At 58.6% G+C, this 24931-nt stretch carries 23 protein-coding genes; 13 read left to right on the forward strand and 10 right to left on the reverse strand.

The window, feature by feature from the left end; all coding sequences use genetic code 11:
• Window positions 1-53 precede the first annotated feature (53 nt).
• A complete protein-coding gene (locus CW354_RS18800; RefSeq protein ID WP_104831595.1) occupies window positions 54-707 on the reverse strand; it encodes a GntR family transcriptional regulator in 654 nt (217 codons plus the stop codon).
• 334 nt (window positions 708-1041) lie between these two features.
• On the opposite strand from CW354_RS18800, the gene CW354_RS18805 reads away from it, so the two are divergent.
• The 3 genes from CW354_RS18805 to CW354_RS18815 all read left to right on the forward strand — a co-directional run bounded on the left by CW354_RS18805 (window position 1042) and on the right by CW354_RS18815 (window position 3330).
• Entirely contained in the window at window positions 1042-2100 is a 1059-nt protein-coding gene (locus CW354_RS18805; protein WP_165793826.1) for an alpha/beta hydrolase family protein, read from the forward strand.
• Between the two features lie 85 nt (window positions 2101-2185).
• A complete protein-coding gene (locus CW354_RS18810; RefSeq protein WP_165793827.1) occupies window positions 2186-2800 on the forward strand; it encodes a DUF1214 domain-containing protein in 615 nt (204 codons plus the stop codon).
• Window positions 2797-3330: a DUF1254 domain-containing protein gene (locus tag CW354_RS18815; RefSeq protein ID WP_104831598.1), complete on the forward strand. Its 534-nt coding sequence runs from the start codon at window positions 2797-2799 to the stop codon at window positions 3328-3330. The genes CW354_RS18810 and CW354_RS18815 overlap by 4 nt, the downstream gene beginning before the upstream one ends.
• A gap of 142 nt (window positions 3331-3472) precedes the next feature.
• Here CW354_RS18815 and CW354_RS18820 read toward each other — a convergent pair whose 3' ends face one another.
• The 3 genes from CW354_RS18820 to CW354_RS18830 form a co-directional block, all read right to left on the reverse strand.
• Window positions 3473-4441, reverse strand: coding sequence for a serine hydrolase domain-containing protein (locus CW354_RS18820; protein ID WP_104831599.1), 969 nt, complete (start codon window positions 4439-4441; stop codon window positions 3473-3475).
• 172 nt (window positions 4442-4613) lie between these two features.
• Window positions 4614-5432 carry a hypothetical protein gene (locus CW354_RS18825; RefSeq protein ID WP_104831600.1) on the reverse strand — a complete coding sequence of 273 codons (819 nt, stop codon included), beginning with the start codon at window positions 5430-5432 and terminating at the stop codon, window positions 4614-4616.
• A 24-nt stretch (window positions 5433-5456) separates the two neighbouring features.
• Window positions 5457-7400 carry an outer membrane protein assembly factor BamB family protein gene (locus CW354_RS18830; RefSeq protein WP_165793828.1) on the reverse strand — a complete coding sequence of 648 codons (1944 nt, stop codon included), beginning with the start codon at window positions 7398-7400 and terminating at the stop codon, window positions 5457-5459.
• Window positions 7401-7670: 270 nt separating this feature from the next.
• Between CW354_RS18830 and CW354_RS18835 the strand changes: the two genes are divergently transcribed.
• Both CW354_RS18835 and CW354_RS18840 read left to right on the forward strand, forming a co-directional pair.
• Entirely contained in the window at window positions 7671-8330 is a 660-nt protein-coding gene (locus tag CW354_RS18835; RefSeq protein WP_104831602.1) for a TetR/AcrR family transcriptional regulator, read from the forward strand.
• A gap of 245 nt (window positions 8331-8575) precedes the next feature.
• Complete coding sequence (locus CW354_RS18840) at window positions 8576-9769, forward strand: amino acid aminotransferase (RefSeq protein ID WP_104831603.1); 1194 nt, start codon at window positions 8576-8578, stop codon at window positions 9767-9769.
• Window positions 9770-9890: 121 nt separating this feature from the next.
• Here the strand turns inward: CW354_RS18840 and CW354_RS18845 are convergent, their stop codons facing one another.
• Entirely contained in the window at window positions 9891-10064 is a 174-nt protein-coding gene (locus tag CW354_RS18845) for a 3-hydroxyacyl-CoA dehydrogenase family protein (RefSeq protein WP_104831604.1), read from the reverse strand.
• 67 nt (window positions 10065-10131) lie between these two features.
• Window positions 10132-11697 (reverse strand): benzoylformate decarboxylase, encoded by a 1566-nt coding sequence (gene mdlC / locus CW354_RS18850; RefSeq protein ID WP_104831605.1) that lies wholly within the window; start codon window positions 11695-11697, stop codon window positions 10132-10134.
• A 563-nt stretch (window positions 11698-12260) separates the two neighbouring features.
• On the opposite strand from mdlC, the gene CW354_RS18855 reads away from it, so the two are divergent.
• Genes CW354_RS18855 through CW354_RS18885 form a run of 7 tightly spaced genes read left to right on the forward strand, consistent with a single transcriptional unit; the run spans window position 12261 to window position 18254 of the window.
• Window positions 12261-13073, forward strand: coding sequence for an alpha/beta fold hydrolase (locus CW354_RS18855; protein ID WP_104831606.1), 813 nt, complete (start codon window positions 12261-12263; stop codon window positions 13071-13073).
• Window positions 13074-13082: 9 nt separating this feature from the next.
• Window positions 13083-14273, forward strand: a complete 1191-nt coding sequence (locus tag CW354_RS18860; RefSeq protein WP_104831607.1) for an LLM class flavin-dependent oxidoreductase — start codon at window positions 13083-13085, stop codon at window positions 14271-14273.
• 8 nt (window positions 14274-14281) lie between these two features.
• A complete protein-coding gene (locus CW354_RS18865) occupies window positions 14282-15331 on the forward strand; it encodes an alpha/beta hydrolase (RefSeq protein WP_104831608.1) in 1050 nt (349 codons plus the stop codon).
• Window positions 15328-15714 (forward strand): carboxymuconolactone decarboxylase family protein, encoded by a 387-nt coding sequence (locus CW354_RS18870; protein ID WP_104831609.1) that lies wholly within the window; start codon window positions 15328-15330, stop codon window positions 15712-15714. The genes CW354_RS18865 and CW354_RS18870 overlap by 4 nt, the downstream gene beginning before the upstream one ends.
• A gap of 15 nt (window positions 15715-15729) precedes the next feature.
• On the forward strand, window positions 15730-16266 hold the full coding sequence (locus tag CW354_RS18875; protein ID WP_104831610.1) for a flavin reductase family protein: 537 nt from the start codon (window positions 15730-15732) through the stop codon (window positions 16264-16266).
• A 39-nt stretch (window positions 16267-16305) separates the two neighbouring features.
• Window positions 16306-17295, forward strand: coding sequence for a fumarylacetoacetate hydrolase family protein (locus CW354_RS18880; RefSeq protein WP_104831611.1), 990 nt, complete (start codon window positions 16306-16308; stop codon window positions 17293-17295).
• Complete coding sequence (locus CW354_RS18885) at window positions 17292-18254, forward strand: VOC family protein (protein WP_104831612.1); 963 nt, start codon at window positions 17292-17294, stop codon at window positions 18252-18254. The genes CW354_RS18880 and CW354_RS18885 overlap by 4 nt, the downstream gene beginning before the upstream one ends.
• A gap of 28 nt (window positions 18255-18282) precedes the next feature.
• Here CW354_RS18885 and CW354_RS18890 read toward each other — a convergent pair whose 3' ends face one another.
• Window positions 18283-19080: an amidohydrolase family protein gene (locus CW354_RS18890; protein WP_104831613.1), complete on the reverse strand. Its 798-nt coding sequence runs from the start codon at window positions 19078-19080 to the stop codon at window positions 18283-18285.
• A 1-nt stretch (window position 19081) separates the two neighbouring features.
• Window positions 19082-19984: an amidohydrolase family protein gene (locus CW354_RS18895; RefSeq protein WP_165793829.1), complete on the reverse strand. Its 903-nt coding sequence runs from the start codon at window positions 19982-19984 to the stop codon at window positions 19082-19084.
• Between the two features lie 335 nt (window positions 19985-20319).
• Here CW354_RS18895 and CW354_RS18900 point away from each other — a divergent pair, with 335 nt between their 5' ends.
• Window positions 20320-20661: a carboxymuconolactone decarboxylase family protein gene (locus CW354_RS18900; protein ID WP_104831836.1), complete on the forward strand. Its 342-nt coding sequence runs from the start codon at window positions 20320-20322 to the stop codon at window positions 20659-20661.
• Window positions 20662-20668: 7 nt separating this feature from the next.
• On the opposite strand, the gene CW354_RS18905 is transcribed toward CW354_RS18900, so the two are convergent.
• Window positions 20669-21832, reverse strand: a complete 1164-nt coding sequence (locus CW354_RS18905; RefSeq protein WP_104831615.1) for an acyl-CoA dehydrogenase family protein — start codon at window positions 21830-21832, stop codon at window positions 20669-20671.
• Window positions 21833-21970: 138 nt separating this feature from the next.
• Window positions 21971-24706: a TonB-dependent receptor plug domain-containing protein gene (locus CW354_RS18910; protein WP_165793830.1), complete on the reverse strand. Its 2736-nt coding sequence runs from the start codon at window positions 24704-24706 to the stop codon at window positions 21971-21973.
• Window positions 24707-24931: the final 225 nt, after the last annotated feature.

Here is a 24931-nt window from a genome sequence, read left to right on the forward strand (position 1 = left end):
CAGACTTAACTGGAGTTGATGAACATCCCCGCCCGGCGGAGCGAGCCCGGCTTTTATCCGATAATTTCGAGCGCAGCGTTCAGCGAATCTGCATGGACTTCGCGCGCCAGACGTTCCGCCGCGGCGCTGTCGCCGGCCTCGATCGCCGCGATCATTTCGCCCCACTTTTTGATGGCGGTCTCCCGCAAGGGCTTCGTCGTAAACCCGAGATGGCCGTAGAGGTTCGGCGTGCCAATCCGGATATCGGTGACCAGGGACGACAGGCGCGGACTGTTCGCTGCATTCATAACCTCAAGGCCAATGCGCAGCGTTTGCTGGAAGAACGCTTTTGACGTCGTCTCCAGTTCGGCCATGCCGGCCAGCACCTCATGACGCTGACGCATTTTCTCGATGGCGCCGGCGCTGCAGCCGACCGCCTTGCGCGCGGCGAGACCGAACAGAACCGCACTGATTTCGACGGTTTCCAGCGCGTCTTCATCGGTAAGCCGAGTGACGCAGGCGCCGCGCATCGGTTCGATATGTACAAGCCCCTTGGCTTCGAGCGCGCGCAAGGTTTCGCGGATCGGCCCGCGGCTGACGCCGAAACGGTTGGCCAGATCCTGTTCGCGAAGGCGGTCCCCCGGTTGAAACACCTTACGCTCAATGAGCCTGATGATCTCCGCAACGAGATCGTCAGAAGAAACACGCTTGGTTTTCGGCGCCGCCATGAATGCTCTTACCTTTTGTGTACAACATTGCTGACATGATTGTCATAATTTGACTGCAGGCTCAGCGAAAGACCAGATAAAATTTTGAGATTCCAGACTCTTTCCGTTGAGGCGGATTCGTCTTCGAGGCCCTGCACCCTGCTGAAACTCAAATCATTAGCTTTACGGCTTAATTGTCAACAAATTTGTGGACAATTTAATCTCAAGAGCTAAGGTGAGACAGGCGCAAAATAAAAGGCGCATCCCGCCGCCTTTCGACGGTCCTTGCCGAAGGCTCGTTTCCGGCGGCGCGCCGCCAAAAACCTGCGCCGGTAAAATAGCCTGGGAGGGTCCGTTGCCAGCATATCGATCCATTCGCTCCGCGATTCTGCTCGCCAGTTTCGCATTGGCGTTGAGCGGCTGCGCCATTGCGCGCGCCGGCGACGCTGGCGCGGCTAAGGCAAGCGAGGCGCAAAGCCATCCTGACAATGACTACAGCGCGCCGGGCCCTTACCGCGCCTTGGTTCGCTATGACGTCTGGACCGACGAAGAACGCGGACGCGACATCAAGGTCAAACTCTATGCGCCGGAAACGGATGAGCCCGCGCCAGTGGTTATCTTTTCTCACGGCCTCGGCGGCAGCGTGGAGGCCGCGCCTTATTTTGGCAAACAACTTTCTTCTCACGGTTTCCTCGTCATTTACATCCAGCATCCCGGATCCGACGCCGAAGTGTGGCGCGGCAAACGGGGACGCGCGGCGATCCTCGCCGCCCTGCGCAAGGCGACGAAAAAGCCGGCGACAACGATCAACCGGTATAACGACGTACCTTTCGTGATCGATGAGATCGAGGCGCGGACCGTTTCCGGCGACTTGAACGCCGATGTCAGCCGCATCGGCATAGCAGGCCATTCCTTCGGGGCGCACACGGTCCTGGCGCTGCTCGGCCGGCGTTATCAGGGCATTGGCGAGGTCGGCGACTTTAAAGAGCCGAGATTGCGCGCCGGCATGGCTTTGTCGCCCCCCTCCCCGGGGCCGCGCGTCAAACCGGATGACTATGATTTCGTTTACGGCGCCATCGACCGCCCGATCCTGCATGTGACGGGCACAGAAGACGCCAATCCGTTGGACGAGAGCGATGCACCGATAAACCGGACGATCCCTTTCGCCGAGATCGACGGCGCGCCTCAGTATCTTCTTGTCTTCGACGGCGCCGATCATGCGGTTTTCGGCGGCGCATCCGGTCCGCGGGCAAAAGCGTGGTACCCGGACATTCGCACGCGCACGGCGGTGGCGGCGACGGCCTTTTTCGACGCCTATCTCAAGCACGACGAGGAAGCGCGGGCCTGGCTCGACGGACCGAGCGCGAAGGAAGCTTTCGCTGAAGGCGCGCGTTTCGAGCGGCGCCGACCATAATCAATCGCATGCAAAACGCTGGCGCCGGGTCTTCCGGGACTGTCGCCGGCGGCATGGCCGCAACCATCGTCCTGGAGACCGATCCATGAGCAAAATTTTCCGCTTCCTTTTACTCGCCGGCTTCGCCGCCGTCGCCGGCCTCATCGTCGGCGCCGTCAGCGGGCTTTGGTCGTTCGGCGCCTTTGGCGGCGACGGCTGGGACGGCCAGGCCTATAAGTTCAACGCAAAAGGCTGGTCCGGCGACCTCGCCATCGGGTCTCGCGACGCCGGGCCCTATACGCGCGCGAGGATCGCCAAGCGCGGCCTCCTGGCGCTGAGCCGGGACGAAACGATCTATTTCTTCCGCGATCGCGACGACGCCGGCGATCGCCTTGTGGAGACATGCCGCTATCGCCTCACGGGCGGCGCCATGCCGGCGCGATGGTGGTCGGTGACGCTCTACGCCGAGGACGATTTCCTGGCGCTGAACGACGACAACGCCCATTCGGTGAGCCCTGAGAAGATTAGCGACGGCGCCGACTGGCAGGCCGTCATCCAGCCGTCGCGACCGGAAAACGGCGCCTGGATTTCCTCGAAGGAAGCCGGGCCGTTCAATCTCACCTTGCGCCTTTACAATCCCTCGGACGCCGCCCTTGAGCGGCCGGAAGACATCCCTTTTCCCGACCTGACGAAGATCTATTGCCAGGAGAGCCAATCATGAAACCTGTACAGATCGTCATTATCCTGGCTGTTTTCCTGACGGCGCTTGTCGCAACTCATTTATATACGGTGCGCGCCTTTCCCCGGACTGAAATGGACAAGGTCATCGAACGCGTCGGGCGCGACGGCGAGCGCGTGAACACGCTCGTTCACGCGCAGCCGATCACCAACGCTTCGCGCAATGTCGTGCGTCCCTCGCCGGATCTGATCTACTCCATCTGCGTTTACGATCTCTCGGACGGACCGGTCTATCTCGAAATGACCCTCAACGAATATTATTCGTCGCTGTCCATCTTCGATAACGACACCAACAATTTCTTCGTCGTCAACGACCGCGAAATCGAAAACGGCCCGGGGCGCGTCTTTTTAGTGGAAGACGGGGACGATGTGTCCGACCTTGATCCGGCGGCGATAAAAGCGACCTCCCCGACGCGCAAAGGCGTTGCGCTTATTCGCCGGCTTGCAGGATCGCCGGAAATGCTGAAGGCGGCGCAAGCGGCGCGTCAACACGACGTCTGCCGACCGGCGTAAGAGCTCGCGAAAGTTTTTTCGGTTTCTACCCCCACTTGACGGCGCGGCCCTTTCACAAAGTCCGCGCCGTTTCTTTACGAAGACGGCGGCGGGAGACAAGCGCTCCCGCCGCCGTCCTTTCGTGACCGGCTAGCCTTTGAGGTTATTGGAAATACGCGTCACGGATCGCCACGCCGCAGACGTAGCTTTCCTGGAAACTCGCATCGTCGGTGGCGACGATCCCGTAGGTTTCCTTGTCCGCGCTGATCCACGGATAAAATCCGAGCGCGCCCGGACTTGAAAAGGAACCGTCGCCGGCGCTGACCGACGTTCCGTTGGGCAGGTTTCCGCCGGTCTGGTCTTCGACCCAGTGGAAATAGGAATAATGAAGGTCGACAGAGCCGAACGGGCTGCTGCATTCCGTGCACTGCGTGTTGACCGCAGAGTCGCCGAGATAGCTCGACATCACATAAGTGCCGTCCATCAGGTTCTGCAGAAAGGCCGCGTAATCCTCGGCGCTTGACCGCATGCCGCCGGCGACCGCCGGGAAATTATATTCGAAGTCGGAGCCGAGGCTCAGATAGCTGTTGACTTCGTTCAACAGGGTCGTCGCGGTCTTCGTGTTGAGACCGAGGAGCCCCGTATCCGCAGCGGCGTACTGCCCGTCGCCGCCGCCATAATTGAAATAGCCGACCTTGCTCGAATCGACGTCGTCATTGGAGCCGATCATATGGCACCCGTTCACATATGTCGTGAAGGCGCAATAGAGCGGCGAAAAGCTCGTATGGCCTTCCTGCATGTTGAGCGCTGACACGATAGTCGCGCCGGCCGAACCCGTGGGCGGACCGTAATAGCGCTCCAGAACATAGGCGCCGAAAATCCATTTCGACGCCGATGCGATGCCGATCTGCGTGTCGCGGGCATAGTCGGTTCCGCCGACCTGTCCCGATACGACCGGGCCGCCGCTGTCTTCGCCGATTTCCCAGTAAAAGGGGCGTATGTCGTTGCAGGCGGACCCGTTCGCCGCATTGGTCGCGTCGGTCGAGTCGGCGAAAGCCGCACCGCCGAGCGCGAGCCAGGCTGCGCCGAGCATGAAAAGGCGAGTCGATGGTTGTTTGGATTTGGTCGTCATGGGCGTTTCCTTTTTCTGATGTAGGTTTTTACTGTCGTTACTGCCTCCCCTCACGCGACGCGTGCGGATAGCGTCATGGGCGCGCTCCGCCACCTGGCTATCGGCACACACGTGTCCTCTGCCGGCGAATTCGCATTCGCCGGATTTCACGCTTACGCATTCGCGCTATCGCTTACGGAATAACGCGGCTGTCATAGACAAAGTCGATGTCTGGATTTTCTCCAATGAGCATCATGGCGGCGCCGTCGAACGGATCGCCCCATGCCGGTTTTGCACGCGATGGAAACCAGTCTGCGGCGCTCGCCTTCCACGTCTCCATGTCGTCGAACCAGATTTCCGCGAGGCGCCGCTTGGGCGACGCATCGCTGGCGGATTTGTAAAAACCGAAGCGGCGCACGCCTTGTAGCCGCTCAAGAGCGGGAGCGCGCTCCTGCGCCCACCAGTCGTCGCCTTCTTCGACTGTAATGCTTTCCGGATAATCGAAGACGATGATCCAGCGCACATAGGGCGTTTCCTTCGGCGGCGTCGGCTTCGATACGGGAAGCGCCTCCGGATTGACCGGGATCGTCGCGGTCGTCGTTTCAAAGAGTTTGTTGTCGCGCCAGCCGCCGGGCGGCGGCGTATAGGAGGATAAACCGCCATAAAGACTGTTTTTGCGTGTCGCCCGGAAATCATCGAGGGAATCGAAATGGATCTCCGTCATCCGTCCATATTGCAGGGGAACCTTATCTTCGGTTTCGCGCGGCGGCAGGTAGCTCCGGTAAGACAGATAGTTTCGCTGCCATGCTTTGACCGCGCGCCGATTTTCCGGACCGTGATAGGTCAGATACCAGCGGTCGAGTTGAAGCTGGTCGGCACCGGGTTTGAGATGAATGAGAATGTAATGCTTGATTGCGGGGCCGGCCGGCGCGGCCGAGACCGGCGCCGAAAACATCGCAAGGACGGCGAACACCATCGCCTGAAGCCGGCATTTGGTTACGGTCTGATCCAATCCCGATCTCCTTTGTTTCCGGCCTTATGCGAGCGCCAGCGCCACCAGCCGGTGCGGCGAACCGCGAAACCCCATGCCGCAGACTATGTACTGGCGCCCGTCGACCGCGTAGGTCATCGGCGGTCCCAACGTATTGTCGGGCAGCGGAACTTCGCCCAAGACATCGCCCGACGCTTTTTCATAAGCGCGCAGCACTTTGCGCGCTTGGCGGTGATGCGGCCCCTCGCCCATGAACAGCGCTGTCGGCGTCACGAGCGGTCCGGTGCGCGCCGTCGTGCCGAGCCAGCCGGTATTGAACGGCGCATATTTGTCGGCATCCATGGCGCCGGGACCGTTGGGCCGCGTCCAGTCGATTTCGCCTTCGTTCATGTCGAAGGCGGTGATCCGGCCGTAAGGCGGCTTTAAAAGCGACATGCCTTGCGGCCCGCGGATGACCGTTGTTCGTCCGGCGATTTCATGAACGCCTTCCCCGCTATCGATGCGCCTCCCGTCTTCGTCGAGCGCCATGGCGACGGGCACGGAGATGGACGGAACGAACAGGCGCGCCGTTTCCGGATCGAAAGCGCCGCCCCACCAGTTTGCGCCCCCGACCCAGCTCGGCAGCACGACGGTCGGTTCCGGCCCCAGCGGCGTGAACAGCGGTCCCGCATCGAGGCGCGAGAAAATTTCCTCGGCTTCGGCGCGCAATTCGGGGGTGAAATCGATGAGATCGTCGCGCGTTAGTCCCTGACGCTCGAAAGGCGGCGGCTTCGCCGGCGCCGGTTGGGTCGGCGAGGTCCATTCCGCCGCGAGTTTCGTTTGCGGGACGGGCTTTTCCTCGATGGGCCAGACCGGTTCGCCTGTAATCCGGTCGAAGACGAAGCAATAACCCTGCTTCGTCAGCTGGGCGACGGCCTTGCGCGGCCGGCCTTCGACATGGATGTCCATGAGAATGGGCGCGCAGGGAAGATCGTAATCCCAGATATCGTGATGAACGATCTGGAAATGCCAGAGGCGTTCGCCGGTTTCAGCATCGAGCGCGACAATCGAATTGGCGAAGAGATTGTCGCCGGGCCGGTCGCCCCCGAAGAAATTATTCGTGGGGCAGCTTGTTGGCAGGTAAACGATGCCGGCTTCGTCGTCGGCGCTCATGGGCGCCCAGACATTGGCGTTGCCGGCGCCGCGCGCCAAACCATTGCGCCACGTCTCGGAACCAGGCTCGCCGGGACCAGGGATGATATTGAACACCCATTTCAAGGAACCAGTATAGGCGTCAAAACCACGAACATCGCCGGGCGGCATCTCGTCCTTCACGACGCGATCATGGATGTACTGGCCGACGACGACCGTATCGCCGACGATCAAAGGCGGCGACGTTGTTCCGAACAAATCGGCGGGGCGCGCCTCCACCGGTTTTCGCCGGCCGGACACCCGCAGATCTACTTCGCCGCCTTCGCCGAAAGAGGCGACCGGCGCGCCGTCTTCCGCCTTGAGGGCGATCAGCCTGTTGTCGCCAGTCGCAATGAAAACACGGGCGTCACCCTCGCGCCGCCAGTAGGCGACGCCGCGATGCTGAAATCCTTTGCTGGTGGGATAGCCGTTGCGCCAGGTTCCCGGATCGTGAACCCAGAGCGTTCGCCCGGTCTCGGGATCGATGGCGCAGACTTGCGACATGGCGGTCGAGACGAAAAGCCGCCCGTCGACCATGATCGGCGTCGCCTGAAACTCGCCAGGGCGAAAATCGGGATTGTCCGAGATGATCGCCTCGTCCGGCGAACGCCATTCCCATGCGATTTTCAGCTCGTTGAAATTGCCGCCATGAATGCCGGCAAGCGGCGAATATTTCGTCGCGGCGTTGGTCGCGCCGTAGACCGGCCATTCCCAGGCGCGCCGCACGGCCGGATCGGCGGAAAAAGATCGCGGGGCCGCAGCGACGCATCCGGAGATCGCGACGCCGGCGCTCGAAAGCAGAAAATAACGGCGGTTCAAGCGACCGGCCCCGGAAAGGCTGGCTTTCCGTTTGGCGGCGGTATCCGAAATGGCGCATTTCTGCATGGCACGTCCAGATCGGTGAGAATCTTCCCGCATCGCGGCGATGGCGCGCGCGCGATTTACATGATACTAATTCGTATCACTTATTTTCACGGTTGCAAGGACCGTCCGCAGTCAAATTGCAGTAGAAGGCGGACAATTGTTCAATCAGACGTCTTTACGCCGGATCCCAGAAGCCGCGGCTTCTCAGCCTGACGAGGTTTGTCCATGTCCCGGAAAGCAGCATCCGCGGAGGCCGCGCCGCAGCCCGACCGGCGCAGCACCCGGTTCAAAACCCATCGCGCCGAGCGCGAACGGGAACTGCTTGGTCGCATTACGATCATTCTGGCGGAAAACGGCCTGCGCAAACTGACGATCGACGAAATCGCCGACGAGCTTGGCGTCAAAAAGCCCGGCCTCTACCGTTACTTTCCTTCGAAAACGAAACTCATACAGTCGACGCTTGAAGCAGCCCGCGAAAACCTCGTCGAAGCCGACACCGCTGGTGATTTCAAAGATTGGAGAAAGCACCTGCTCGGCGCGCTGGAATATATCGCCGACCACCCGACCTCGTTCATAATCCTCTGCAGACACGCGGCAAACGATCCAGACTACCGTATCTATTTCCAGCGTTATCACGCGGATATTCTACACCTGACATGCAGGCGTATGGAGGCATTCAGCAATATCGATAAGGGCCCATACAATGTCGACTTCTGCGCTAATGTGCTTGTTTCATTTTTCTTCGAGTCGACGTTGAAATGGTTGGACGCTGGCGAAATGCCCGTCGACGAGTTTCATCATTGGCTCATAAAATCAACCTCGGCGCTATTGGCGGCTTGGGGACCGTCGAGTCATTTGAACGTCCCAACAAACAAGTACAAATAGTTTTGACTGTCCTTTTCCCTTAAAATTGAGCCACCCGGCTGGAGGATTTCCAGGTTTCAGTTTCACGACGGATTTGCATCCGTCGCGGAATTGATCAGCGAGATTGGCGGTTTTTGGTCCGGTGAATGAAAAGTCCGTCGAAGAGGCCGAAGAATGTCTGAAATCTCTCATTGCGGACTTCGAAAAAGCGTCGCCGGCAAGCCAGGCCGCTTGACCGCGCCCCGTTCGCTGGTACGAAGACGCCTATGTTCGCAGATACGAAACTCCTCCCGCCCGATCCCATTCTGGGGCTGACGAAACTCTTTCAGGACGATCCCCGTCCGGATAAGATCGACCTTGGCGTCGGGGTTTACCGCGACATCAACGGGACGACGCCGATAATGAAAGCCGTGGCGCAGGCGGAAGCGAATGTCACGGCCAAACAGACCACGAAAGCCTATACGCCGACCGATGGCGCGCCGGGCTTCGGTCCAGCCATACTCGATCTTATATTCGGAAAGGACAGTGAAACTCTTTCCGCGGGCCGCGCGGCGGCCGTGCAAACTCCGGGCGGATGCGGCGCGCTACGCCTCGCGGGCGAGCTGGCGAATAGCCAGGGCGCTGCGAGCCTCACCCTGGGCGAGCCCACCTGGCCGAACCATGTGCCTCTCCTTTCCGCCGCGGGCCTCAAACTCAATTCCATTCCCTATTATGACCGGGATGCCAACGCAGTCGATTTCGAAGCCTTCAAAGCGGGCGTTTCAAAGCTCGGCCCGAAAGACGTTCTATTGCTGCATGGCTGCTGCCATAATCCGACCGGGGCCGACCTTAGCACCGAACAGATCGACGAGATCGCAACGATGGCGGCCGCGCAAGGTTTCCTGCCTTTGGTCGACACCGCCTATCACGGCTTTTCCAAGGATCTCGACGCCGACGCTTACATGGTGCGCAAGTTCTCGGCTGACCTGCCGGAAGTGCTGATCACCTATTCCTGTTCGAAGAATTTCGGTCTTTATCGCGAACGCACAGGCGCGCTGATCTATGTCGGTCCAAACGCCGACAACGCTCTCGCCGTGAAATCCCACGCGACAAGTCTGGCGCGCCGGAACTATTCGATACCGCCTGCGCATGGCGGGGCCATTGTCGCCGAGATTCTCAGTGATGCGGCGTTGACGGCGCTCTGGCGCGAAGAGCTTTCGGAGATGGCCAAACGCGTGCAGGGCAATCGCCGTCTGCTGGCGAGAACCGCCGAGAATTTTGGCCTGCATAACCAGTTGAGCTTTATCGCCGAGCAAGCGGGCATGTTTTCTCTGTTGCCCCTGACGGACGACCAGCTGCGCGCGATGCGCGATGAGCACGGCGTCTATATTGTCGGCGGTGGGCGCATCAATCTTTGCGGCGTTAATGAAAATAATGTGGAACATCTGGTGCGCTCCTTCAAAAACGCCACAGCGCCCTGATCCCCCTGAGCTTAACAAGCTTTCCATTCAGACATGCGTATTTCAAGGAAAGCCTCGACGCCCTCCTGTTTGTCACGCGTTGAAAACAGCAAAGAAAAAATCTGCCGCGCAAAGGCGAGATTCACCGTATGCGGCAGGTCAACGCGGCGTTCACCACCATTTCGCCTGTTGCATGGCGAGCGGCGCACGCCCACGTCATCGGTCCGAAAGGATAATTAACGCCATTGATCATCGCCTTGTCGATGGACTCAGCATCAGCGACGCCATCGCGCATCGTTTCGGAAAACGCTTCCATTATATGTTAATCGCGCCCGTCAGGGCGCGCGAGTTTCATGGCTCACAGGACAGGACCATATTCGCCCCTACTCCACGACAACCTCGACTAGAGTCGGCTCCTTTGCAGCAAAGGAGCGCAACAGCGCGTCATCCAGTTCGTCCTTATGCAACGCTCTCCAGGCGGAAACGCCCTGCGATTCAGCAAGCCCCACAAAATCGATATCGGAGAGTTTCGTGCCCTCGACCTTTTGCATGCTGAAATGCCGGCCAAACCGCTCAAGCGCCTCATAACGGCCGTTATTGACGATGATGAAACTGATCGGAAGCTTGTGTTGCGCCGCCGACCACAGGCCTTGAATAGCGTACATGCTGGAGCCGTCGCCCAATAGCGCTATCACCTTTTCCTCAGGCCGTCCCATCGCGACGCCGAGCGAGGCCGGCAGCGCATGACCGAGCCCGCCGCTGGCGCAGGTGTAAAATCCGTTTTTGACGGTGACCGGAAGATTGGCCTGCATCGCCAGCCGGCTGGAAGGGGCTTCCTCAACGATGATGCTTTTGGGATCGCGCAGCGCGGCCATCCGCTGAAACAGATAGACGTCCGTCAGCGGCTCTCCTGAAGCCAGCGCTGTTTCCTCCCGCTTTGGCGGCGCAGGGCGGCGCGCCGGCTCCAATCGATCGAGCAGGTCCTGCAAAACCAGTTTCACATTCGCGCAGATCGCTTTCCCTGCTGCGGCGCAAGCGGCGTGTTGAGGATTGTTGGTGATCTGAAAAGCTTCGGCGTCATCCGGAATATGCGGCCCGCCTCCCTCCACATGATAGGTGAATAACGGCGCGCCCATGACCAGAATAAGATCATGGCCTTGAAGGCGTTCAACGATCGCCTGCCGCTGCGCCGGCAAAAACCCCTGGAAAAGATCATGATTTTCAGGAAACGAGTTGCGCGCGGTCATCGGCGCAACCCACACGGGCGCATTGTTGCGTTCGGCGAAAGTGACGAACTCGTCCCATGCGTCATCCAGCGCCACTCCGGCTCCGCTGATAAAACAGGGCTTTTTCGACCGCGCCAAAGCGGCGGCGATCCGGGCGACAGCGTCCGGATCCGCCCGCATGCGGGTAGTCACGGAGCGGGCGTGCGCCGCCTCGCCTGGCCTGTCCCAATCATCGACCGGAATGGACACGAACACAGGCCCCATGGGCGGCTGCACCGCCATACGAAGCGCAGTTGCAATCGCCGCCGGCACGTCTTCGGCGCGAGCCGGTTCGCAGCTCCATTTCACATACGGTTTAGGGAATTCAGCCGCCTGCTCTGCGCCAAGAAACGGCTGGTAAGGCAGGATCGACCGCGCCTGCTGCCCCGCCGTCACCAGGAGCGGCGTCTGGTTTTTATAGGCTGTGAAAATATTGCCCAGCGCATGGCCGACGCCGACCGCGGAATGGAGGTTGACCACAGCAGGACGGCGCCTAGCCTGTGCGTACCCATCCGCCATGCCGATCACAATCGATTCCTGCAAGCCCAGCACATATTCGAAGTGTTCCGGAAAATTCCGGAACATCGGCAACTCTGTCGAGCCGGGGTTTCCGAAAACCTTATCAATGCCGAACTGGTCGAATATTTCGAAAACGCATTCACGGACAGTCTTTGTATAGGGCATGTTCTTATATTCTGCGTATGTTTTGGCTGCTTTTGATTTGCGTCTAGCCGATTGCCCCGAAGCGTGGCGACTGGCCAGCGCGGTTTAGACATAGACGCAGCGCTGTCGCCTAGAAGGCATTCATGGAATGTGGTCGCGCGTCAAGACGCGTCCGCAAGTTGCCGAACCAAGCGTTGACGGGCATCGGTATCATATCGAAAAGGCATCGCTTATAATGAAGTGTATTTCATATGCTCTGCTGATGCGTATTTATCCGTATACAACTTTATTATGTTGAAGGCGCATCGCGCTCCCAAACCCATGCCCGAGCGGCGGGGCGCCGCCATGCATTATGGAACCGAAATCACCCCGCGAACTCACATTAGCACATTGATAATACACGATATTTCCCAGTCACCCTTGGGCGGAAAACCTCTCCGCCGCATGCCTGATACCCGTTAATTATCAAAACCACCGATTGAAAGAATTGGACGTTATCTATCATTCCGAAAATAATCTTCCTCAACAAACTGGCGCTCAAAAAAGCACATGCGACAGCGCGCCGATAAACATGAGTGAGGAAAATGAGCAAGGTTCCATCACTGGAAGACTATTTGAAAGACGCCAAGACATTGGAGCTTGACGGCGTCAGCCTCGAATATTTTGTCAAAGGTGAAGGGCCGGCTCTTCTTTACCTGCACGGCATGGACGGCGTTGAAGGTTCCGCCGCCCTGATTGATATTCTGGCCCAGAAATTTACGGTTTACGCGCCTTCCCATCCCGGCTTCGGCGCTTCCGATCTTCCCCGTCATTTCAGCACGGTCGACGACCTTTCCTATTTCTATCTCGATTTGATGGAGCATCTGGATCTCAACGATGTCACGCTTGTCGGGTTTTCCTTCGGCGGATGGGTGGCGGCGGAGATCCTCGTGAAGGATGGCAGCCGCTTTTCCAACGCCGTTCTCGGCGCGCCGCTCGGCCTTAGAACCGCAAACCGGCGCGAGCAGATCGTCACCGACATCTTCATGCTGGACCGCAAGGATGCCGAGGAGCGTATGCAGTTCAAGTCGCCGGCGCTGACGGATGTTTCCGAACTGTCGGAAGAAGAACTGGGACGCAAGGCGCGCAACGCCGAAGCCTTAACGCTCTATGGCTGGTCTCCCTATCTCTACAATCCTAAGCTGGAACAGCGCCTTCACCGGATCAAAGTCTCGACGCTCGTTCTCTGGGGCGAGGAAGACCGCATCGCGCCGACAACATACGGAGACGGGTTCGTCACCGGCATCAAGAACGCCAGTTTCGAGACCATTCCTTCCTGCGGCCACCGCATCTACACGGACAGCCCCGAGGCTGCCGCCGACCGCATTACAAAATTCAAAAACGCAGCGGCGAGCTAGGAGGAAACCATGAAAGTCTGGCAATTCAGCGAACAAGCTTATCATCCGGCTTTTGAGGTTCCCGGCGCCATGCGCGTCAACCTGCCGTCCCATCATTGCGATCCCGTTGAAGCGGGGGCGCTCATCAACCGGTATCTCGACGAATATATGCTCGCCGACCAGCTCGGCTACAACATCATGATCAATGAGCACCATGCTGCGGCGACCTGCATGTCGACGTCTTGCATGACGACACTCGCGATCCTCGCCCGGCAAACCCAGAACGCGCGCCTCCTCGCACTCGGCATTCCCATCGCCAACCGCTCAAACCCGGTGCGTGTCGCCGAGGAAATCGCCATGGTCGACGCGATCTCCGGCGGCAGGCTTGAAGTCGGGCTTGTGAAAGGCGCGGCTTATGAAGTGTTCATGTCGAACCGCCTTCCGAACCGGTTCGTCGACCGCTTCTGGGAAACGCATGATCTCATTCTCGCAGCGCTGACCAACAGGGGAGACAATTTCTCCTGGGACAGCGAAAACTTCCATTATCGCGTGGTCAGCCTGTGGCCGCGGCCGATCCAGGATCCGCATCCGCCGATCTGGATGACCGCGTCCAGCGCCAACAGCGCCGCGCCCCATGCGAAACTCGACTACAACTGCGCGACCTTCCTTTCCGGCGCCGTGGCGCGGTCGGTTTTCGACGGTTATCGCAAATCCTACAGCGAAGCTCATGGCCGTCTGCCTTCGGACGACAAGCTTGCTTACCTCGCCATCGTCTCGGTCGCCGATGATCGCAAAAAAGCGTTTGAACGCGCAGAGGAGATGAAGTCTTATTTCACGACCGCGGCCCGGCTCGATCCGCAATTCCGCAATCCGGCCGGCTTCAATCCGTGGCAGGTGAATGTGAAAATGGCGCAAGCCGGTCCCTTCGCCATTCGTCCACGCCTGCGTGACGGCTCGCCGCTCCCGTCCGATCCGACCATTGAACAATATATCGACGCCGGTCTCATGTTTGTCGGCACGCCCGATGACGTCTTCAAACAGATCGCGCAGTTTTATTCGGATGTCGGCGGCTTCGGCAATCTTCTGATGATGGGGCAGGCCGGCACGCTCAGCCATGAAGACACGGTCGAGAACCTGACTCTCTTCTCCAAGGAAGTCATGCCGCGCCTCAAAGAGCTTTCCGCTGAGGGACCGGAAGTCCGGTATGAGGCGTTCGCTTAGGGCGCTCCATGGTAGTCCTGAAGGATATCAAGACCACTCCCCGCGAAAGGCGCGCATCGGCTCAATCGCCCGGCGTTAACCAGCCGAACGCGGCAGTGGATGCTTCCCTGCCCGAAGGCATAGACAAATATGTCGCTCTTTTTCGGACGGCCCAGGCCGGCGCGACAACGCTGAGCGCGGCGCGGTTGCGTTCGGATATGAACGCGCGGGCCTTCGACGCGCCGCCTGCATGTCCCATGGAGACCTTCACGACATTCATTGTGCGTGAAGGCCGCGAGATCGGCGTCAAAATCTATCATCCGGGAACGGACACGGCGCGGCCGGGGATATGTTATTTCCATGGCGGCGGATTCGCCTTCGGCAGCCTTGAAACATTCGACAGCGTCGCCTCGGGCCTTGCCGAGGAGACCGGCGCCGTCGTCGCCAGCGTTGAATATCGCCGGTTGCCGGAAAGCAGCTACAATGACGCGCAGGACGATTGCTACGAAGCGCTATGCTGGCTGCACCGGCATACCGGAGAGCTGAATATCGATGCGTCGCGTCTCGCCGTGGCGGGCGACAGCGTCGGCGCGCTGCTGGCGACGACGGCGGCCATGCAGGCGCGCGACCGCAAGGGGCCCCCACTGGCCTGTCAGCTTCTTCTTTACGGCGCATTCGCACTGGAGCCCGGACGTCCCGCCTACGCACAGTCCCGTGATCCCTTATTGACCAGCGACAAAGTCGAAGGGTTCATTGAGCTTTATCATCGCACTCTCGACAAGGATTCCGGCCTGACGCCGCCCTTGTCCGCAACGGATCTAAGCGCGCTGCCGCCAGCGCTCATTCTCGCCGCCGAACGCGACCCTTTGCGTGATGAAGCGTTCGAATATGCGGAGCGCCTCAACGCCGCCGGCGTAGCTGCAACGGTTCGCGCCGCCCCCGGCATGGTCCACGGCTTTTTGCGCGCAAGAGCGATGTCGCCGGCGGCGGCGAAAGAACTGAACGGCCTCGCCGCAACCGCCCGCCCCTATCTGTGGCCCGAGCGCCAGCCTCGAACAAAAGAAGACAATTCCCGATGACTGAGTCCCCAAAAGACGCTGGACAAAAAGGCCGTGAGCTGCGCGAAGAAATTTTCGGGCCGGAAGGCATGAAAAGCCTTATCAACGCCGATGATTTCCAAATGCCGCTTCAGGACGCAGTGACCCGCATTTGCTTCGGCGAAGTCTGGAGCCGGCCGCAATTGTCGCTGAAAATCAGAAGCATGCTGACGGTCGCGGTGCTGGTCGGCATGAGCAAACCCGATCAGCTCAAGCACCATGTGAAAGGCGCCATCAAAAACGGCGTCACCAAAGAAGAAATCAGGGAAATCCTGCTTCATGCAGCGCTTTATTACGGCCTTCCCGCAGCCAGCGATAGCTGGCGCCAGGCGACGGCGGCGCTGAAAGAAATCGATGCGTATTAAAAGGAGAGGCGTGTTATGAACATCGATGTCAGACCTCGTCCCGAAATTCTCGACAAAACGGAAACCCGCGAAATCGCAGAGGCGCTAAAAGACGGACTGCGCAGCCTCGCCAAAGCCGTTGCGGTGATAACCTGCGAGCATGAAGGCCAGCGTTATGCGATGACGGCGACGGCCATCAGCGAACTCAGCATGGACCCGCCGTCCATGCTGGTTTGCGTCAACAAAACCGCCAGCCTTTACGAGCCGCTTTCCCATGGCGCCGATTTTTGCATAAACATCCTGTGCGCCGAGCAATCTGAAATTTCGAACATGTGCAGCGGCAAGGCGAAAGGCGAATCACGATTCACCGTGGGCTCCTGGCTTGGCTCGCCGCTTGGTCCGCCTTATCTCGAAGACGCCCAGGCGAATATTTTTTGCCGTAATGTTTCGAAAAATTTCGAACACGGAACGCACAACATCTTCATTGGCGAGGTCGAGCAGGTGCTTCGGCGCGAGCTAGCGAAACCGCTCGTCTATATGGATGGGCGCTACGGCGAATTCGCCAGCGCGTAACGCTGCAATCAAAAATCAGGGCAAAAATCAGGGTTGGAAATGAAACTCGCTACGATAAAAACGGACAAGCGGGATGGAAAACTCGTCGTCGTCTCGAAGGATCTTTCGCGCGCCGCCGCCGTGCCGCACATCGCACAGACTATGCAACAGGCGCTGGACGACTGGGAGAAGACGGCGCCGCTGCTGCGCAAAGCCGCGGCGGCGCTTGAAGCCGGCGATATAGAGGGCGTTTTCACGTTCGATTCTGAAGCCGCCGCCGCGCCCCTTCCCCGCGCTTATCAATGGTGCGACGGGTCGGCCTATCTTTCCCATGCCGAATTGGTGCGCAAGGCGCGCAATGCGGAAATGCCGCCGGAACTCTATGAGAATCCGCTGATGTACCAGGGCGGCAGCGATAAGATGCTGGGGCCGCGCGATCCGATTGTGCTAGCGGACGAAAGCTGGGGCATCGACCTCGAAGCGGAGATCGCCGTCATTGTCACTGACACGCCGATGGGCGTTCGCAAATCCGCCGCGCCCGGTCATATCGCCCTTGTCACCATTGTGAACGATGTCAGCCTGCGCGGCCTTATTCCAGGAGAACTCGCAAAGGGTTTCGGCTTCTTTCAGTCAAAACCGTCTACTGCGTTTGCGGCGGTCGCCGTGACGCCCGACGAACTTGACGACGCCTGGGACGGCGCCAAACTTTCCCTGCCGCTTCAAAGCTGGGTCAATGGCGAACGGCTTGGCCTGCCGAACGCCGGCGAGGATCTCAATTTCGATTTCGCGGCCCTGATCGAGCATGCGGCGAAGACCCGGGAGCTCGGCGCGGGAACGATCATCGGCTCGGGCACAGTCTCCAATCGCGAGCGCGCGGTCGGCTCTTCCTGCCTCGCGGAGCGCCGCATGATCGAGACCATTGACGAAGGGGCGCCGAAAACGCCGTTTCTCCGCTTTGGCGACCTTGTGAAAATCGACATGCTGGACAATGCCGGACGCAGCATCTTCGGCGCGATCGAACAGCGCGTAGAGCAATACTCGCCCGTATGAGCGGCGCGCCCATACTCGGCCTCGGCTATGTCGGCGTTCAAACCGCGTCGCTTGAGACGTGGCGCGATTTTGGAACCGGTCTCCTGGGGCTGCAACCAGTAGCCCTTTCCGGGAAAAGGCTGGCCTTCCGCATGGATGACGCCGCCGCGCGTCTATTATTGCGCGAAGGCGCTCGCGAAGAGCCCGATTTCTTCGGATGGGAAGTTCGCAACCGGCAAGCGTTGGAAGCGCTGGCTGCGCGTCTGGAAGAACATGGGCGCCGCGTCGAACGCCTGCCCTCCAGCCTTGTCGAACAGCGCCAGGTCAGCGACGCGATCTCAACCTGCGATCCGGAAGGCAACCGGCTGGAAATTTTTTATGGGCAATATAGAGCCGATGCGCCTTTCAGGCCCGGCAGGCCCATTTCCGGTTTCCGCACCGGCTCGCTCGGCATGGGCCATGCAGTGATGAACGTCAAAGATATGGACTCGGCGCTTTTCTTTTACCGGGACATTCTTGGCTTTCGCCTCAGCGATTACACGCTCCGCCCTTTCAAGGCTTATTTCTTTCACGTCAATGCGCGTCATCACAGCCTCGCCCTGATCGAAAACGAACGCGGCGGCATGCATCATCTCATGATGGAAGTGCGTGGTTTCGACGATATGGGACAGGGCTACGATCTAGCGCAACTCGACCCGGACCGCGTTGCGACAACGCTGGGCCGTCACTCAAACGATCACATGACCTCGTTCTATGTGCGCACGCCCTCGCAGTTCCTGATCGAATATGGCTGGGGCGGCCGCGATATAGATCCGGACGCATGGGAGGCTTTTGAGATGACATTGGGCCCCAGCTTGTGGGGACATGAACGCGACTGGCTGCCGGAAGAGATGAGAGACGAGGCGCGCCGCCTGCGTCTCAAAGCAGCCGCTGACGGGGTGCGCGCGGATTTGTTCGTAGCCTCGAAATCCCGGGCTTAACGGCGTAAAGCCGCCCCCTTTTTCCGTCTTAGAAAAAATAGAACCGAAGCGCAGCGTCGGATATGGTCCGGCGCGTTTCGGCATCCGGCACGATCTCATAGAACATGCCGAGCGCCTTTTCGTAACTCATCACGTCCTCATGGCCGACAAAAGGCGAATCGCTTCCCCATAGCAGGCGCTCAGGACCCGCAACGGAGAGAAGCTTTTGCGTGCAGTCGTGCAAGACATCATGTTCGAGCCGGAAACCGGCGGATATTTTCACCCAGGTCTTGCCGGCCTCCGCAGCCGCGAGGGTCGCTTTGAACCCCTCGCCGTTCACGCCCTCAGGCGAACGGAGCAGACCGAAATGATCGACGACGATCGCGAGGCCTTTTTCTCTCAGTTTCGGCAACGCATGAGCGAGCTGTTCGCTGCTGGCGTTGAGCTCCACATGCATGCCGCAATCGGCGAGCCGGTTCAGATATTTGCCGTATTCAAATCCGTCAAAATCAGGAAGCACGGCGTCTTTCTTCCATTGCAGCCGCACGCCGACGACGCCAAGATCGCGCAGGCGGCGCAGCTCATGCAGCCCGAGATCGGGCTGCGGATAAAGCGTCGCCCGCAATCTTTTATGCGCGCTCAGCGCCTGAAGCGTATAGTCATTGTAGTCGCCATAGAGGCTGGCGGCGGCGATGACGCCGAAAGCGACGCCATGCCGGTCGAGATCCGCCAGATAGTCTTCCGCCGTGTAATCGTAGTCAGGCCGCGTCCACGCATCCGGCCGCAACGGCATGCGGCGCGTCAGTATATGGCAGTGGGAGTCGACAACAGGCGGTTCGACGAACATCTCAGTCTTTCTGCTTGCGGGCGAACAGGCCTTTTCCCGTTTCGCAAAGCACTTTCCGGCGCTCCTCCTTGGTCAAAAGAGACGCCGCCTCGCGGGCGCGCTGGGCCATCCGCCCATAATCCTCCAACGTGTTGCCCTGATCGGAACCCCACATGATATGATCGGCCCCGACAACATCGACAGCATTCCTCAGGAATTCGGCGCAGTCGACGCCCGCCTCCCTGAAAATATTGAAATTGATCGTGCTCAGTTTGAAATAGATGTTTTTGAAAGCGGTTAACGCAACGTGCTCCTGCGTCAGACCGAGATTGGAAGCGCCCGAGACCGGCCAGCCGAAATGGTCGAGAGAAATCCTTGTCGCAGGATAGGTGCGCGCCAGGGCGGCGATGCGCGGAAGCGCCGTCGCGAAAGACCCCTGCGGCGAATACATCAGCACCATGTTCAGCCTGTATTTGTCGGCGATCCTCCATGTCTGATGCGCCTCAGGCGAATCGAGCCAGGGCGTCGTCCCGTCCTCGGTCTGGCGCCCGTAAAGACGCAAGCCTACGACGTTGCGCTCGACAATCATCTTTTCAAGCGTGGCGGGCGTGTCGGGCGCATCCGCGTGAAGAATGACGACGCTGGAAATCTTGTCGGGATGGCGATCCGACACATCCATGATGTAGCTGTTGTCGGTCTTGTAGACCGTGTTGTACTGAACGCCGGCGCCGCCGACGACGCCGCATTTCTCCCAGACGGGCAGAATCGCCTCGGGCGTCGCCGGCTCAGACACAATCCGCTTTCGGATATTTTCTTCGCCTTCGCGGGCGTTCGCCGTATTGATCGGGTAATGCGCGATGTCATTGGTGAAGAAATGCGCATGAGCATCGAAAAGCGGATCTTGTTGTTCGGCTTGCGGGGCCAACGCCTTTTCCTCCTGAGAGCGATAAGCTCGCCCTTTTCTCTTAATAACGCCGACGGCGCCTATAAAGGGGGTTTACGCGCCGGCCGGTCTTGTCCCGCAAGACTGGCGGCTGGGCGCAAAGCCGTCTAATTCTTTGTTATCACGATATTTATGCCCAAAGAGCATCAAAATTCGCCGCCCGTCAGGGGGCGGGACATGCTCTCGCGTTATCGGTTCGCTCACCAAGCGCGATTGGTAAGCTTCCCCGAATAACCATAATGTTTGGAAAAGGCGGAGCCTCATTCCGCTCCAGATCATCAATGCTGTGCAAGACCAGTGCGTTCAAGGAGGAAAACATGAAACGTCCCAGCGGTAAAAAAGGAGACGAGCTCTCAGCTGTTGTTCCGGCTTTTACGGAATATACGGACCGCGTCTTGTATGAGGACGTCTGGGAGCGCCCCGGCCTTTCGAAACGCGACCGCAGCCTGATTACGATTGCGGCGCTGATCAGCATGTACCGTCCCGAGCAGCTTCCGGCGCATCTGGGTCTCGCCATGAAGAACGGCCTGACAAAAGAAGAGATCAGCGAAGCCATTTTGCATCTCGCCTTTTACGCTTCCTGGCCTTCAGCGGTCACCGCCAGCCGGCGGTTTCTCGAAGTGGTGCAGCAAATGGAGGTCGAAGACGGGGAAGAATAACCCTCCCTCATCCCGCCATGCGGCGGAGCATGTTTTTGGCGATCACCAATTGCTGTATCTGCGTCGTGCCTTCGTAAATCCGGAAAATGCGCGCATCACGAAAAAACCGCTCCGCCTCATATTCCTTAAGATAGCCGGCGCCGCCATGTATCTGCACAACACGGTCGGCAATGCGTCCGCACATTTCCGACGCATACATTTTGGCGCAGCTCGCCTCCAAAGACACCTGCCGACCTTTGTCCGCATTCAACGCAGCATCGCGGATCATGCATTCGGCCGCGTAAAGCTCGGCCTTTGAATCGGCGAGCATGGCCTGAATAAGCTGGAACTGGGCGATAGGCTGCCCGAACGCCTTGCGCTCGGCCGCATAGCGCAAACCGCAATCGAGAATACGTGCGGCATAACCGGTCGCGGCGGCGGCGATGCAGATTCGTCCCGCATCGAGCGACTGCATGGCGGCCTTGAAGCCGGTCCCTTCTTCGCCGCCAAGGAGCGCCGCAGCAGGCACGCGTGCGTCTTCCAGAATCACGTCCGCAATCTGCGAACCGTTCTGGCCGAGTTTTTCTTCCGGCTTCCCGATTGAAACTCCCGGCGTGTCGGCAGGCACTAGAAAGGCGCTTATATGCGCATTCTTGGGCAGCGCCGCCGCTTCGGTGCGCGCCATCACGATGATCATGTCGGCAAAGGGCGCATTGGTGATATAGCGCTTAGAGCCGTTCAGCACATAATCGCCGCCGTCGCGGCGCGCGCTTGTCTTTAGCGCCGCTGCGTCGGAGCCGCTGTCCGGTTCGGTTAAGGCGAACGCCGCGATCGCGCCATCTGCGAGTTTCGGCAGCCAGTACTTTCGTTGTTCGTCCGTTCCGTTTTTGACAAGCGCTGAACAGGCCATGCCGATATTGATGGATATGAGCGCCCTGAAGGCGCCGCTGGCCCAGCTTAAGATGCGTATAGTCTCGACATATTGAGAAACATTCATGCCGGCGCCGCCATATTCTTCCGGCATAGTGAGACCGAAAAGGCCCATATCGCGCATTTCCGCCAGGATAGCGTCAGGCACGCGGTTAAGTTTTTCAGTCTCTTTTTCCGCCGGCACGAGGCGCTCTCTCACGAACCGCTCCAACTGTACGACGAATGCCTGAAAAACGTCCGTATCCATTCCGGTTTGCGTCAACTCGGCTCTCCTTAAATTTGAAAATCTATCCGCATTGCGGATATTTCATCATGACGCTTTTAAAGCGCCTGTACGCATAAAAAGTCGCGCCGCCCAATGAAGAGCGACGCGACAGTCCGCTTAGGGAAGACTATGTAATCAGAATTGGAACCGCGCGCCGACCTTGAAATAACGGCCAATCCGGTCATGGAAGGCGCCGCCATTATAGTTTGGCTGCGTAATGAAGGTTGTCGCCGCCGGCGGAGCAACATTGAAAAGGTTATTGATCTTGCCGTAGAGTTGAATGTTTTCAGTTATGCGCTTGGAGATATCCACATCGACATAAGTGCGCGAAGGAATTGTATTGTCGTCAATATCAACGCCTTCGGTGTATGCTGTGCGGAACACGCCATTATCGACATAGCGCACGAGAACCCCCGCAGCGAAATCATCGGTGACGTAGCGTGCGCCAAGATTGAAGCGCCATTCCGGCACGCCGCCAGCAGTCTCGCTCGCCAACTGACCGACAACGTCGGATTTGACCCCGCTGATCGTCGTAGAGAGCTCTCCCACATAGTTCGCGAGCACGCTGAAGTTGAGATCGCCGCTCAAGAACGGCACTCCGTAATCCATTTGAACGTCAAAACCTTTTGCCGAGGCAGCAGCGGCGTTCAGCAGCGTTGCCTGAACTTCGGTAATATTGCCGTTCGAGTTCTGCATGATCGCATCGCAAAGCGAGGTTTGCATCAGGATGAAGCAGTTATCGACAATAGTCTGACCATCAAGCGAGGCGATCGCATCCTTGATTTTGAACGAATAGTAATCGAAAGACAGGCTCAATCCGTTCGCAAAACCCGGCGTCAGCACAACACCGACAGTCCATGCGTTCGATTTTTCCGGATCGAGAGTCGGATTGCCGCCGGTCAGGAGAGGCACCGTTGGGTTTGAGTTGTCACGAGGGTCGACGAGCTGGTTCACGAACTGGCTCTGTCCGGAAAACAACTCGTTTACGCTCGGCGCCCGAATGTCACGGGAATAAGTGCCCCGAAAACGGATGTCCGGCGTCGGCGAATAATTCATGCCGGCTTTCCAGGTAACGACCGTGCCACTGGTTGAATAGTCCGTGACGCGCGCCGCGCCGTTCACATCCATGCTGTAGCCCATGGGCTGATCGGACATCAAAGGAACGACGACCTCGGTGTAGGCTTCCTTGACGCTGACTTCGCCGCTCAAAGGCTGCGAGTTGACGGCGTACCACCCGGTCATGGCCGAGATAGGATCTGTGGTCGCAGAGAGTTCGTCCTTGCGCCATTCTCCGCCAACGGCAACCGAGACGTCGCCGGCCCAAGTCTGGAATGGCGAGCCGCTCAGGTTGAACGATACGAGCGTTTGCTTTTGCTCGGAATCCAGAACAGCCGTGCCGCTGATGTAGTCGAGCGCCGACCCGTTAAGCGAGCCTTCGCCGAAAAGATTGACCGGAACACAATTCGCAATATCCGGATCCGTGCTGGACGGATTGTTTAGCGACGACCGGCAGACGGGATCATTGGTCATAGGATCGAGAACAACATCTGTGCCGAGGCTGAGCCGCCTCAGATTTGTATTGCCGCCGTCCTCACGATAAAAGTTGCTTTTGCTATACTGGAAGGTGACGTCCCAGTTCCATCCGCCGCTTAATTCGCCCTTGGCGCCTGCGCCATAACGCTGATAATCAATGTCGTTGGCGTTCGTGATCGGCCCCTGCTCGCCAAGAATGCGCCTCAGATAATAGGTGTCGACGCCATTATCCATCATAATGTCGCGCACGCCCTGCGGAAGGAATGGGTTATCTATGTCGATCGCCAACGGAGAGCGGTTGGTGGACACATAAGCGCTATCGGAAAAAGCGTATGTGTGTGAATAAAGCGCGTCAGCAAACAGCTCCGTTGTGTCAGTGAGATCAAAAGTCGCGCGCGCATAACCGGCTTGCCGCGACACTTTCGGATAAATATTGGCTTCGTTCGCCATTGAAACGCCGTCGCCGCCGATCATCCATGTGGAACCGACCGCCGTTCCGTATTGGAAGGGCTGCACCTCGCCGCCAGGCCCGAACTGAATGCCTTGCAACTCAGGAATATTGTTCAGCGATGACACGCCGCCATAAGTAAGCTGAGAATAGACAGCATTATTCGCCTGAGTCCGGTTTGGCGGACCATCCGGCAGCGTCACCAGAGCAGTGTTGTCGTCGCCCCATGGGCGCGTTCCTTGCGCTAGCTGGCCATTATTGTCATAAAAATCGAAACCAGCGACAATATGGAGCCTGTCGTCGGCAAATGAATGACCCGCCGCCAGCGAAACGGCCGGCGCCGACACATCATCGTAGGTTGAAATCCCGTATTGGATGTCGCCCTTGACCCCTTCCAGCCTATGATCGAGCGTTAGGTTGACCACGCCGGAAACAGCGTCAGAACCATATGCGGCGGATGCGCCGCCGGTTACAATTTCCACTTTCTTGATAAGCGAAAGAGGAATTACGTTCGTATCGACAATGCCATCCGGCGATGTCGGCGCGAGCCGCCGTCCATCAAGCAAAGTGAGCGTCCGCGCAAAGCCCAAACCGCGCAAGTTGAAATAACTTGTGCCGATGGCTTCACTGAACTTGCCGATATTCTGATGCGGAACAAACGCTGGCACATCGACGACAAGGTCAGAAATCCGAAAAACCGCTTTCCGGTCTATTTCCTCTTCGTCAAATGCAGTAACCGGCGTCGGCGCATCGAAGTCGGAAATGCGGGTGCCAGTGACAGTGATCGTATCCTGCACTCCCTCATCCTGCGCCCATGCCGGTTGCGCCGCCATCACACACGCGCTTGCACAGCTCAATAACGCCGTCTTCAGTTTTAGTTGGGTTTTCATGGTACCTAACACCCCTCCTTGGACCTCCGCCATATCCGGGATGCACGCCTCTGACACTCCGCGATTGGCGGGGTTGGCAGCACAGACGCACTTAATCCTGTGATTGGCTTCAGTGTTTCCTTCCTAACTCCCTGCGGGTTTTGGCCGCTTATGAAATTATGTATTGTTGAATGGTATTATACATTCGAAAATTTTGTCCAAGACCACTTAGGCACGGATTTGATA

Source organism: Hyphococcus luteus, from assembly GCF_002943565.1.
Lineage (GTDB): Bacteria > Pseudomonadota > Alphaproteobacteria > Caulobacterales > Parvularculaceae > Hyphococcus > Hyphococcus luteus.